11 protein-coding genes are annotated in these 12,460 nt (G+C 37.7%); all 11 read right to left on the bottom strand.

Features of this window, described 5'->3' with window-relative positions; translation table 11 throughout:
* The coding region (locus ENH66_00005; protein ID HDZ54085.1) for a hypothetical protein at positions 1 to 2,695 on the bottom strand (2,695 nt) is incomplete at its 3' end.
* Between the two features lie 111 nt (positions 2,696 to 2,806).
* A complete protein-coding gene (locus ENH66_00010; GenBank protein ID HDZ54086.1) occupies positions 2,807 to 4,033 on the bottom strand; it encodes a phosphopyruvate hydratase in 1,227 nt (408 codons plus the stop codon).
* Positions 4,034 to 4,085: 52 nt separating this feature from the next.
* Entirely contained in the window at positions 4,086 to 5,009 is a 924-nt protein-coding gene (locus ENH66_00015) for a hypothetical protein (GenBank protein ID HDZ54087.1), read from the bottom strand.
* A gap of 77 nt (positions 5,010 to 5,086) precedes the next feature.
* Positions 5,087 to 6,343: a Ni/Fe hydrogenase subunit alpha gene (locus tag ENH66_00020; GenBank protein HDZ54088.1), complete on the bottom strand. Its 1,257-nt coding sequence runs from the start codon at positions 6,341 to 6,343 to the stop codon at positions 5,087 to 5,089.
* A gap of 1 nt (position 6,344) precedes the next feature.
* Positions 6,345 to 7,088: an NADH:ubiquinone oxidoreductase gene (locus ENH66_00025; GenBank protein ID HDZ54089.1), complete on the bottom strand. Its 744-nt coding sequence runs from the start codon at positions 7,086 to 7,088 to the stop codon at positions 6,345 to 6,347.
* Between the two features lie 52 nt (positions 7,089 to 7,140).
* Positions 7,141 to 7,911, bottom strand: coding sequence for a hypothetical protein (locus tag ENH66_00030; GenBank protein ID HDZ54090.1), 771 nt, complete (start codon positions 7,909 to 7,911; stop codon positions 7,141 to 7,143).
* Positions 7,883 to 8,815, bottom strand: coding sequence for a DMT family transporter (locus ENH66_00035; protein HDZ54091.1), 933 nt, complete (start codon positions 8,813 to 8,815; stop codon positions 7,883 to 7,885). Before ENH66_00035 ends, ENH66_00030 begins: the two co-directional genes overlap by 29 nt.
* Before the next feature lie 3 nt (positions 8,816 to 8,818).
* Positions 8,819 to 9,019, bottom strand: a complete 201-nt coding sequence (locus ENH66_00040; GenBank protein ID HDZ54092.1) for a HypC/HybG/HupF family hydrogenase formation chaperone — start codon at positions 9,017 to 9,019, stop codon at positions 8,819 to 8,821.
* A gap of 43 nt (positions 9,020 to 9,062) precedes the next feature.
* A complete protein-coding gene (locus tag ENH66_00045) occupies positions 9,063 to 9,932 on the bottom strand; it encodes an NAD(P)H-hydrate dehydratase (GenBank protein ID HDZ54093.1) in 870 nt (289 codons plus the stop codon).
* 133 nt (positions 9,933 to 10,065) lie between these two features.
* Positions 10,066 to 10,950 carry a UTP--glucose-1-phosphate uridylyltransferase gene (locus tag ENH66_00050; protein ID HDZ54094.1) on the bottom strand — a complete coding sequence of 295 codons (885 nt, stop codon included), beginning with the start codon at positions 10,948 to 10,950 and terminating at the stop codon, positions 10,066 to 10,068.
* A gap of 76 nt (positions 10,951 to 11,026) precedes the next feature.
* Positions 11,027 to 12,433 carry a cell division protein FtsZ gene (locus ENH66_00055; protein ID HDZ54095.1) on the bottom strand — a complete coding sequence of 469 codons (1,407 nt, stop codon included), beginning with the start codon at positions 12,431 to 12,433 and terminating at the stop codon, positions 11,027 to 11,029.
* Positions 12,434 to 12,460 lie beyond the last annotated feature (27 nt).

Consider the following 12,460-nt stretch of genomic DNA (forward strand, 5'->3'; position numbering starts at 1 on the left):
CCTGACCGGTAGTACTGACAGGAGGGCCAATAACACCTGCTCCACCACAGCCATTGGTAGATTTAGTCAAAGAAGTTGTAGCAGTCTCAGTTCCATCTCCGTTACGGTATTTAACATACCAAGCATATGAAGTGCCGCAAGAAAGCCCTGTACCTTGCCAGGAATTAGTTTGAATCCAGCCTGAATTTGGAGAGTCACCGGAACGATAGAAGTAGTACCCGGAAGAACCAACAGTAGCATTGGTAAAAGAATCAACAGATAAAGATATGGTTGAGAGTGTAGCTGTGCCTGAAAAATTAGTTGGCGTTGGAGCTAGAGTATAGGCAGAGGAGGTTGAAGAATAGGATGATCCATTATCAGTTGTATCTTTAACTTTAACCCTGTAAGTGTATTGGGTATTGGCTGTTAAACCAGCGTCAATGAAACTGGTTGAAGCTTGGTAAGCACTTGAGGAAGAAGCTCCAGAGTTACCTGAAGTTTCTTGGAAGAAATATGGGGTGGAGTGCAGTCCAGCACCTGAGTCTATGGCTGTATCAGCTGTAACTGTTAACTGGGTAGTAGAGCCTGCTGTGACTGAAGATATGGAAACATTGGTTGGTGCTGTGGTGTCTACCTTAAAAGCAATACTACCTGAATTGGCAGTTGCATATGAGCTTTCAGCTGCATCATCATCAATACCTTTAACTCTCCAGTAGTATGAACCATCAGATAAGGTTTGGTCTTCTTCACCTGTAGTATAGCTTCCAGATCCTTCAGCTTGTCCAATAGTAAATGTTCTGGCAGTGCTTTCTGTTGCAAAACCAGAAACATAGTCTACTACTACAGAACCAAAGTCAGCACTGTCATCTACTTGTATCTGGAACTTAACCTGGTCATTGGTATCTGGGTCTGGAGTGGTAAATGTTAAGCTTGGGGTATTATCTGTCCCCCAGCTTCCATCAACATAGGCTGTTGGTCCTAATGGAGTTGGGGTAGTTGGTAAACGGTTAACAGTAAATGTGCCAGACGTTGATGATGAACAAGCATTGTCATCATCACAGACAAAGACATAGTAGTCATTGGATCCAGCATCTCCATCTTGAGCTTCATAGGTAAGATCTATTGGGTCATCTGTTACAAAGCTTGCTGAATCTGCCCAGGAGCCTCCATCACAGGTTTGAGTTGTAATGGCATCGGTCTTGCAGATATGTGCTTTAACCAGGTCCCCGGAGTCTGTGTCATTCCAGTCAGTAGAGAAAGTGGTATTACTGCCTGAGTTAACCGGATCTGGAGTATCGGAAACCGAAGAGATTGTTGGGGTTGCGTTTGTTGAATCATAGGTAATATAGATGGAGTATTTATTGTTGTTGTGTAATGAGTAACTTGGGTTTTCCGGTGTGGCGTAGTTGTTGGTTTGATCATAGTGGCCTTGACTAGCGTCTCCTGAATTATAGTAAAAATCCTGACCCCATGCGCTCTGACCGGTTATCCACATAATAATGTAGGTTGTGCTCCCAGTAAGGGAAGGTGTACCTGCTAATATACTGGTACGCCAGCCAGGAGTAGTGCTGCAAGTGACAGCGTTACCGACACCGTTTGCTATAATTAGCAAATCGGCTACGTTAGCAGTGTGAAGAACCATTACCCCTTTGGCGGGAGAAGACTGAACGCTAGATGCCACATAAAAAGTAATCGAAGTGCCAGTATCAACATCGCTTGGGGAGGTAAATAAAGAACCAAACAGCTCGCCGCCATTTATATTCGCGGAGGATCCTCCAATCGTCGTATAACCGAAAGTCGGATCGACAATTACAGGATAGGTCGCAGCATTCAACCATCCTTGGTCAACAGTGATTGTTAGCTCTTCTGACATCTCGTCAATGTCAAGATCAGCCCATATTTGAGCCCCTAAATTATCTATCACCATTGGTCTGTAAATATGGAATGCTATGCCTGTTTTATATTTATCGGCTTCCTCTTGTGAGGCGTATATCGGTTGTTTCGTATCGTGATAAACTGCATAGGAACCAACCACATTCTCTGGTCGCATTTTTCGTTTTGTTTCTAATAAAGTTATAGGCAGACTTGCTAAATAATTTTGCCAATCTTCTAATGATACTTCATCTGGTTTCTCCATCTGTCTTCTTTCGTTATACGTATTTAATTGTCTTTGTGCTTCTTCATCAGAAATCTCCGGCTGATAATAAAACTTTAATCCCTGCGTTTCTATATCAAGAACTATCTTATTTGCCAGTGGTTTCTTTTTAAGGATAACCTCGAATTCAAACCCTCCCTCGTCCATCTGTTCCGTTGGCTCTAGTGAATATAGGTGAACTTCCACATCCTTACCTTTCCATTTCAGTTTTTTGTTTTCCTGTTTGGGTTTTACTTTTTTATCAAAATTCGCATATTTAACTTTAATAAACGTTTCGTCTCCCCATTTTTTTAGTTTAACTTCTGGCGTATCAACTTCTGGTATCTCCACCTCTGACCACTGGCCAAAGGTTATCTTGTAAAGTCCCTGTTTTTTTGTGACATTTGGTAAATTTTCAAAGCTTCTATTTGGCGGGATAGGCTGTATTCCTGCTGCCTCTTGGATTTTTAAAAAGAAAAAGCCAGAGGTAATAAGGACCGCTGACAGAATTAAAATCACGATTTTACATAAAATCCCCTGCCTAGTTTTTGGTATTTTTACACTTTTAATTTTTATCTCCATAATTTCCTTTCTGTTTTTCTATTATATCGAAAAAAAGGGAAATATCAATTAAAATTAAAAAAGAGTCGTCTTCAACTAAAAGAACTCTTTTCATACATTTTTATATCATAATTATTTTAATTCTTCTTCGATTTTCAACAACCTATTATATTTTGCCATTCTTTCTTTTTTGGTAGGGGCGCCTGATTTTATAAAATCGGCACCGCTTCCCACTGCCAAATCAGCAATAAAGCTGTCTGGAGTATCACCTCCGCGATGCGAAATAACAGTTTTCCAATTGAATTTTTTTGCCAAGTTGATGGCTGATATTGTTTCTGTTACTGTCCCTATTTGATTGGGTTTTATAATAACTGCATTGACACATTGCTCTTGTTCGGCCTTTTTGAATCTCTCTTGATTAGTTACTGTTAGGTCGTCGCCGATAACCAAAAGTTGGTTTTTGATATTCGACATAAACATTTTCCATCCCTCCCAATCATCTTCGGCAAACGGATCTTCAATTGCTAAAATTGGATACTTCTGATAAAGCTTCACATAGAATCTTGATAACTCTTCTCTGTTTAAGGTTTTTCCTTCAAAAGAATATTTCTCATTTCGAAAAAAAGAAGAAGAAGCAACATCAAGAACAAATTTTACCTTGTTCTCGTGTCCAGTCTCTGATATGGCTTCAGTAATCAGGTCTAAGGCTTCTTCAGTTTTCTTTAAGGGCGGAATAAAGGCTCCTTCTATTCCTGTCTTTGTTCCTAATTCACCGTAATTTTTCTCTAATATTCGCCGGAGAGTATGGTGAATTTTTGTAACGACACGAAACTTGTCGCCAAATGAACCGGCCCGAGTAACGATCATAAATTCTTGAATATCTAAGGCACCGCTTCCGTGAAGTCCGCCCTCTATGCATAAAATAAAAGGGCTGGGTAAGGCTGGCTCTCTGCGGCTGAGTTCTGAAATCCATTTCCATAATGGTCTTTCTTCAGCTCCCGCTCTACAAATAGCTATTGAGACAGCTAAGATGGCATTCGCCCCAAGCTTGGATTTGTTTTCTGTTCCGTCCATTTCAATCATCAGCCTGTCTATTTCTTCTTGTTTGGTTGCATCCCTATCAATAAGCTTGGGGGCAATAATTTGATTAACATTTCTGACGGCTGCCAATACCCCCTTGCCCTGGTGTCTCGTTCCTCCATCTCTCAATTCAACGGCCTCATATTTGCCCTTAGATATTCCAGAAGGCACCGAAGCTGTAAAAACTCCTGATTCAGTTGTTAGTTTAACTTCTACTGTTGGTTCTCCTTTCGAGTCTAAAATTTCCTTGGCTTTTAAGTTTTTAATTTTAGATGACATTTTTGTTCTTTCTTTAATCTAAGTTTTCCAGGCTTTCTTCTAAGCCGGTTCGTCACTTTTCCTGAAGATAACTATAGGCAGAAAGTGCGGCCTTAGCTCCTTCTCCGCAAGCTATGATAATCTGTTTGTATTTCACATCAGTAACGTCACCAGCGGCAAAAAGACCAGGAGTTTTAGTGGCACAAGTCTTGTGATCAATTTTGAGCTCGCCCCGCTCATTAAAGTCGACTACATCTTTCACAAAAGCAGTGGCTGGAAGTGAGCCAATTTCAACAAAAATACCATTAACTTTAAGTTCTTTTGGCTGTTTTGAAACTTTATCTTCATAAACCAAACTTTCAACAAAATTATTACCCTTAATTTCTTTGACTATAGCGTTAGTAATTACCGAAATTTTACCAGAGGTTCTTGCTCTTTCTTGGATAACTTCATCAGCTTTTACATGAGGAGCAAATTCCAGGATATAAATTTTTGGCGAATATTTTTCCAAGTCCAAAGCAGCTTCAAATCCAGAGTTACCGCCCCCTACAATTGCTACTATTTTATCTTGAAAAAGGGGGGCATCACAAGTTGAACAATAAGAAACTCCTTTTCCCATAAATTGATCTTCGCCGGGAACTTTAAGGGGCCTTGGATTCCGGCCGGAAGTAATAATTACTGTCTTGGCCTGAAAATTATCTTTTTTTAAGGTTGAGACTTCAAATACTGCTCCTTCTTTTTTGATTTTTTTTACTTCTTCATTGCTTTTAATCTCGGTATCAAATTGCTTAATATGACTTTTAAAACTTTCTATTAACTCTATTCCAGAGATTGAATCAGCTCCGGGCCAATTTTCGACAGAAGAAGTTTTGCCCACCTGGCCGACAAAGTCTTTAGTAAGCATAAGGGTTTTAATTTTTTTTCTGGCAGCATAAATTCCAGCTGTAATACCTGCCGGACCACCGCCTATTATAATTAAATCGTAGATATTTGGCATGTGATTTAAATTTAAAAATTATAAATTCTTATTACTTGCCCCGCATAATCCGAGCGAAGAGATGATCTGTGCGGGGTTCAATGTGTGGCGCACGTAATACAGGGATCGTAAGCCCTGATTAGCATGGCGATTTTTTGTTTTTTTTGTTCTTTATTTAGTTTTTTCCAGTCTTTTAAATTTTCGAAATCTTCCAAGTCTTTTTCGAGGTTAGCCAAATTTTGAACAGTAGGAGTAATGATATTTAAATCAGATACTGTGCCATCTTCAGCCACTTGGACGTCATAAAAAAGCAGCCCCCGGGGAGCTTCCATGGCAACTATTCCTCTGCCGTCTTTCACTTGAAATTCCGGCTTCTCTTCTTTAATCCCTGCCTCTAAAATATTATCTATTAATTTTATTGCCTCTTCTAAAAAATGAACTATCTCTATTGCTTGAGCTAAAATATTGTAAAATGGGTTGAAATAGTGATTCTGAATTTTAGACTCTAAGAAAATCTTTTTAGCTAAAGAGTTTAAATACTGATTGTTGTTTTTTATTCTGGGCAGAGCTCCCACCATGTAACTGTTTCTATAGGATGTTCTCTTAACAACGCTTTCCGAAATTTGAATCTCTTTTATTTTTCCAAGAAAATCTTTCGTATTTAACCCTTCTATCTTGCCATTATGGACGGCGTATTCTTTATTGTCTGCCAAACAAATATAATCTGTTTTCCTTTCAAATTCGGGATAATCTAATTTCAGAAAAAATTGAGCTAATCTTTTAACCTCGGGAAGAAGCTTTAAGCAAGCAGCTTTTAAATTCTCCAAATCTTTTCTTTTTGGTAATTTTCGAAAACCGCCAACAGTTGGAGTTAAAGGATGAACGGCTCTGCCACCGATAATTTCTGTTATTTTATTGCCAATATCTCTTAATTTTATTGAATAAGAGGCCTCCACCGGGCATTTTTTAATAAGTTCGAGGCCGCTTTCTAATCCCAAAAAATCTGGACAAGAAAAAAAGAAAAGATGAAGACTATGACTGGTCATTATCTGGCCTGTCATCATTAATTTTCGCAAAAGAAGAGTCTGTTCAGAAATCTTCACATTCAGGGCAGACTCTATTGCCTTTAGGCTCGTTAAATAATGGACTGTCGGACAAATACCGCAAATTCTGGAAGCTATTTCCGGCAACTCTTCAATCTTCCTGTTTATAAGGATCCCTTCGATAAGCCTTGCTCCTTCTTCAACTTCTATCCTTGCCTTTTGGATTTCTCCTTTGACAATGTCAGCCAAAAAACTGGCGTGACCTTCGATTTTAGCAATATAATCAATTTTTATTTTCTCGTTATCGTGCATTTTATTTTATAAAATATTCTTTCCCTCCAAACCTTTCTAAAATAGATAAGGCTTCTTTTTCGTTAAAATTTTCTCTTAGTCTTATTTTTAAAATATCTAAACCAATTTTCTCTTTCAATGGTCCTCGACAGCCATCGCAAAAGAAACCCGACTGAGGACAAGGAGCTGCACAGCCAGCTAAGGTCACAGGGCCGAAGCAAATTTTCCCTTTATTTAAAAGACAACCATTATTTTTTAAGGGACATTCGAAACAAACCGGCCTCTTGGGAATTGTAGGGGTCTTCCCTTCAATATACTCCTCCATTATTCTTATGAACTCTTCTTTATTTATCGGGCAACCCGGAATTTCAAAGTCAACTTTAACATGCTCTTTCAGCGCTCGCACATCAGGGTTATCTATGCCTTGCGGCTTTTTATAGACATAGTCAATGATTTTTTTCTTGTCAGAATAATTTTTAATTTTTGCTATTCCTCCCAAGCAAGCGCAGGCCCCTAAGGCTACTAAAATCTTTGATTTTCTTCTAGTTTCCTTCAATCTTCTAAAATCCCTTTTCGTAATTGGGCAACCTTCAACAATAGCTATATCATATTCTGGAGGCTCTGGTGAATCTTCGAAAAGTTTAAAATCAGCTAATTCTATTTTCGAAAGAAGGTTTAGAAATCTATCTCCCAGATTAAATATCTCAATTATACAGCCCTCACAATCAGTCAGTGCCAAGATGGCTACCTTTAGTTTTTTTTTCATTACTTTTATTATATAAGATCTTTAAGGAAAATAAAAAACCCACAAAGAGATTTCAAGAAATAGCATTAAGAACAGTTAAAGTTTCTTGAGTATATTTTTGAAGATTTGTTAAGTCCTTTTTAGTTAAAATCTGGACTGCCAGGTTCCAGTGGAAAGAGATATATTGTCCTAATTTAGGCTGTGGTAATAAATTCCTATTCCAAATAATATATTTTTCTTTTATTTTTCCCAGCCGATATTTTTTACCAATCTTTAGGGGTTTGAATTTAACTTTGATCTTACTTTGCGAGAGATTGATTGCTATTACTTTTCCCCAGCCCACTCGGCAAAGGTCAAGTAATTTACCCCGAAGCTTTACCCTGCCAGTTATAGAACCAATTCTCAAAACATGAAAACTGTGATGTGGTTTAGACCCTACTGGAATCTTTTTCGCCTGTTTTGCCGCTATTTTTTTTGGTAAAAGGCCGGACCGCGAAAATTCTTTAACCACCATCTCTTTTAAAGCTTTGGTCGGAACTTTCTCTAGAAAGTTATTACCGATCCAATATGATTTTACTACTCTTTCATCAAAAGGATCTTTAATTCTATTGCATCTCGCAATTAATTTATAGTAAGAATAAGCTCCTTCAAATCCTTTGAAAATTTCTCTGATTTTTTTCTCCGCAATCTTTTGACCAGAAAGATATCTAAGTAAATATTGAGTAGCGGACCTCTCTTGAGGCCCGCAAAAACCAAGCAGATGAGGCTTTATTCCGTAAATAGCGGCTATTTTAAGCCCTCCTAAATTTTCCTGCTTAAAATTTGGGAGGGTAAATCCTAGCATAAACTAACAAACTTTTTGCATCGTTAATCATCTCTAAAATCTTTTTTATCCCGAGAATAAAGGCTATTCCTAAAATAATTAAGAATCCAGCTAAAACATCCTGAACAATTATTCCTTTCCCGAACGCAAAAGAAAGTAAGGTTGTTATTGGCGCACCAAAAAGTAAAATAACCGTAGCCTGATGAACGGGAATATATTTCAAACCGCTATACCAGGTCATTACATAACCAAAGAGAATGGTGGCGGTAATAAGAACCCAGCTAACTTGAGTGAAAGTCAGAGTGGTTATCAAAGATACTTGACCAGTGCCTAATAAAAATAAAGAAATAAAGAAAGCTCCGAAAAACATTCTTGCCCAGGCAACGGTTCTTCCTGGGAGTTCTTTTAAAACATATTTAGAAATTGTATTTTCAATTGCCCAAAAAAAGGTTGCCAGGAAAATAAGAAAGTATCCTGAATCTAATGAAAATGAAAAGGATAGTTTGTTTAGTAAAAGTAAATTACCTAAAATTAAGAAAAATCCTCCTAAAAGAAATCTTTTATCTATTTTCTCTTTTAAGAACAAAATCGCCAAAAAAGCTACATAGATAAACATTGTTTTGTGGATAAAAGAGCCTGAGACAGCAGAGGTCATGGAAAGCCCTTTAAAAAATAGTAAAAACGGGATACTACCTCCGATTAATCCGATAGAAATCAATAAAAGCCATTGTTTTTTGGTTAAATTTCTTAAGACGCGCCAATCTTTCAATGCAAAAAGCAGTCCCATCAATAAAATAGCGACGATTAGATTCTTTGACCAAGTAAAAATATAGGGATTAATAACGCTGACGCCAAATTTACTAAGAAAAATGGCGAAACCAGAAATTATAGCGGTTGAAAAAACTAAAAGATAACCTTTGTTCATGGTCTATTTCTTTGTTAAGTTTATGATTTCCTTTGCTGATTTTTTATCAATTTTTCTAACAACAAAATTGTTCTGCAAAATTACGTAATCTCCCACTTTTGTCTTAATTAAAGAACCGCTGGCCGATTTTTCTTGACCAGCTTCCTTAATAATAATCTTTTTATTTTTAATAGCAGTTATTTTAACGGGTATTGCCAAGCACATTTTTTTCGATTCACGAAAACTGTTCTCGTTAAATTAATTGTGGCTATATTTTTGATAAAACCTCGGGAATGGCTTCGATTACATCGGTGGCCGTCAATGATTCGCCTAATTTTTTAGCAGCTCTTTCACCGGCCAAACCATTAATATGGGCTGCCCCGCATCCTGCCTCAAAGGCATTGACTCCTCTGGCTAAAATGGCTCCTGCTATTCCAGCCAATGTGTCACCAGTTCCTCCCACGGTCATAAAAGAACTGCCGGTTTTATTTTGAGCTACTTCTTTGCCGTCTGAAATTATATCTGTTCCTCCTTTGAGTAAAATTGTCGTCTGCAATCTTTGAGCCTCTTCTTGGACAACTTTTTCTTTGTCTTTATCTGAAAGATGATGAACTTCTTTGTTGGTTAAAACAAAAAATTCATGAGAATGAGGGGTTATTAAAAAATTTTTACCAGAAATTACTCCTGGCCGTTTGCCGATAGCATGAATGGCATCGGCATCAATAACACAAGGGGTAAAATTCTGAGATAGAAATTCTAAAATTGCCTCTTGGGTTTTTTCCGATCTACCCATTCCCCCTCCAATTACTACTGCTGTCTTCCCACGAGAAACAGCTTCAGCTGATTCAATCATTCCCAATAAAATCGCTACATGTTCTTTGGTCAGCCAATCTCCTTTTAAAGGATATGCTGCCAAATTTGGGGAGAAGGAAGCAATAATGTCAGCCGCTCTTTTGGGGGCAATAACTCTAACCATATCTACTCCTGCTTTAAAAGCAGCCAAAGCTACTAAGGCCGGTGCGCCCGAATAGAACTCCGATCCCCCAATGACCGTTAACAGCCCATAGTCGTATTTTTTTCCCGTCGGTGGTCGTTTGGGATAAATTTTTTTTAATATTTCCCTAGTAATTTCTTGCATATAAGCTCGACACTAATACACCGATGGAACACCAATGTCACTAATCATTATTCGTATCATTGGTGCTTAATTAACCTGCGGGGAGTCTCGCTCTTTCTAAAGAAAGAGCGATCCAGCGTAAATTGGTGTCGGGTTATATTATTTCTTTTAAATATTTCTTTAATTCGGGGCCAAATTCAGGATGTTTTAAAGAGAGGTAAAGGTGAGATTTTAACCAACCAAGCTTGTTTCCACACTCTAACCACTCTCCTTCGATCTCGTAGCCATAAATTATTTTACCATCTTTTATCATTTTAGCCAAAGCCTGACTGAGATGAATTTCTTTGTTCTTGGCGGAGGAAATTTTTTTAAGGTAATCGAACACTTCGGGGGTAATAATATACCTACCGACAATTGCCAGATTTGAAGGGGCGGTTCCTTCCGGGGGTTTTTCAACAATTTCCTTTATTTTATAAATGCGATTGGCAATTTTTTCTACCCCGACTACTCCATAAAAAGGCAGTCTTTCTGGCGGCACTTTCTTAAGGGCTAAAATTGGAGCTTGGGAAGTTTTAAAGGCTTGTTTTAATTGAGAAAGACAGGGTATTTTAGAATCGATTATATCATCGCTAAAGAAAATGGCTGCGGGTTCTTTGTTGATCATATTTTTTGCCAATAAAATAGCTTGCCCATCGCCTAATGGTTCTTTTTGAATGACGAAAGAAAAAGAAATTTTTTTTGCAAGTTCTTGAATTTTTTTCAGCTCCTCTAAAAGATCTTCTCTTTTTCTTTCTTTTAAGATTTTTTCTAATTTCGGAGTTCTTTTGAAATATTCTGAAATTTCCTTTTTGCTTGAAGGAATAACAAAAATAATTTTTTCAATCCCGGCAGTTAAAGCTTCCTCGATAAGACAATGAACCATCGGTTTATCCACCAAAGGTAAAAATTCTTTACTTACGACCTTCGACAAAGGAAGGAATCTTGTTCCCAGTCCGGCAAGAGGAAAAATGGCTTTTTTTATTTCTTTTGATTCGGCCATATATTCTATGTTATCACAAAAGCATTATCTATATCAAAAACAAAAAACCCCGACTTTCCGGAGTGCTTGTTAATCTTTATCTTAACTTTAGCGATTTTTTTCGCAGAAAAGCCGGTGCGTCCCATTCGTTTTCCCGACTCACTATCTCTTTCTCCATCTTCTTTAACTCTTCTTTTAGATCTAAGGCTGTTTTGCTGACTTTAATATTAATTCTTTTCTCTCCATCTTTCCTGCCCCCCAAGCTAAACAGCCTCTTTCTGAGAGATTTCTCCTTTATTTCTTTCTTTATAGAATTCGATCGGGTTTCTTTTTTCCCTTTTGTTTTGATTTCCTTGACTCCTTCGGCCTCTTTCTTGACTTTCGTTTTCTTTTCACAGCCTACAGCTAATAAAGTAATTTTGATTTTGTTTTGATAGTTATCTTTTTGAGAAAGTCCGAAAATAATTTTGGCCTTAGGGTTAAAGCTTGAAATAACTTTGCTTATTCTTTCTACTTCATTAATGGTTAAATTTTTGGAGCCTATAATATTAAATAAAATTCTTTCGGCTCCCTGAATCCCATATTCATAAAGCGGGCTCTGAAGAATTTTTTTCACTCCTTCTTCGGCCCGATTGTCTCCCTGAACTTCGACTGTAGCTAAATAGGCCAATCTACCCCTTCCCTCTAAAACAGCTTTTACGTCGGCAAAATCAATATTAATTAAGCCTGACAAATAAATCATTTCAATTAAACCTTCAAGGTTTTCAGCTAAAATCTTATTTATAACTGATAACGCTTCTTTAAGAGGAGTTTTCTGGTCAATTATTTGAAAAATTTTATTATTGGGAATAATTGAAAAAGCGTTTAGATTTGGCTTCAGTTTTTCTAAAGAGGCCTCAGCGATTTCTTTTCTCTTTTTTCCTTCAAAATCAAAGGGTAAAGTGAAAATACCCAAGGTAAGATTTTTTGAATCTCTAGCTGCTTTAGCAAAAACTGGCAAAGCCCCTGATCCTGCTCCGCCCCCCAAGGTAGCTACCAAGATTGAAAGATCTTCTCCTTGGAATACCTTCTTGATCCTTTCTTTCTCATCTAAGGCGGCTGTTTCTCCTAATTGAGGATTCATTCCTGTTCCCAGGCCTTGGGTTAGTTTTTGTCCGAATTGAAAGCGTTTTGCTGTTTTAGCCGACGATCTCAAGGATTGTAAATCAGTATTGGCCACTAAAAATTTTACCCTCTTTAACTTAGGGGCAATCGCTGAGACAATTGAGCTTCCTCCTCCGCCAATCCCAACCACTTTTATCCTAATTCCTCGAAATTGAAACGAAGAAATGATCTTTTTTTCAATTTCCTTTTTTTGTTTTTTCCTAGCTATTCCTCCCTTCTTAACAACCCTTCTTTGTCTCGCCTTCTTCTTTGTCCGTCTCTTCGACGGACGTGCCGAAGTAGCCTCATCGGCTACTCGCCGAAAGTGGCGAAAGGCACGTTTTCGAGATTTTTTTGGCATTAGTTTAATATAAAATTTAGCAAACGT

The organism is Candidatus Nealsonbacteria bacterium (genome assembly GCA_011050465.1).
In the GTDB taxonomy this organism is placed as follows: domain Bacteria; phylum Patescibacteriota; class Minisyncoccia; order Minisyncoccales; family RBG-13-36-15; genus RBG-13-36-15.

Bases quoted from the DNA above. Each gene is read 5' to 3' on its own strand.
- ENH66_00025 (HDZ54089.1), bottom strand. From the start codon at position 7,088: ATGAAAAAAAAACTAAAGGTAGCCATCTTGGCACTGACTGATTGTGAG.
- ENH66_00010 (HDZ54086.1), bottom strand. From the start codon at position 4,033: ATGTCATCTAAAATTAAAAACTTAAAAGCCAAGGAAATTTTAGACTCG.
- ENH66_00050 (HDZ54094.1), bottom strand. From the start codon at position 10,950: ATGGCCGAATCAAAAGAAATAAAAAAAGCCATTTTTCCTCTTGCCGGA.
- ENH66_00030 (HDZ54090.1), bottom strand. From the start codon at position 7,911: ATGCTAGGATTTACCCTCCCAAATTTTAAGCAGGAAAATTTAGGAGGG.
- ENH66_00015 (HDZ54087.1), bottom strand. From the start codon at position 5,009: ATGCCAAATATCTACGATTTAATTATAATAGGCGGTGGTCCGGCAGGT.
- ENH66_00055 (HDZ54095.1), bottom strand. From the start codon at position 12,433: ATGCCAAAAAAATCTCGAAAACGTGCCTTTCGCCACTTTCGGCGAGTA.
- ENH66_00040 (HDZ54092.1), bottom strand. From the start codon at position 9,019: ATGTGCTTGGCAATACCCGTTAAAATAACTGCTATTAAAAATAAAAAG.
- ENH66_00045 (HDZ54093.1), bottom strand. From the start codon at position 9,932: ATGCAAGAAATTACTAGGGAAATATTAAAAAAAATTTATCCCAAACGA.
- ENH66_00020 (HDZ54088.1), bottom strand. From the start codon at position 6,343: ATGCACGATAACGAGAAAATAAAAATTGATTATATTGCTAAAATCGAA.
- ENH66_00035 (HDZ54091.1), bottom strand. From the start codon at position 8,815: ATGAACAAAGGTTATCTTTTAGTTTTTTCAACCGCTATAATTTCTGGT.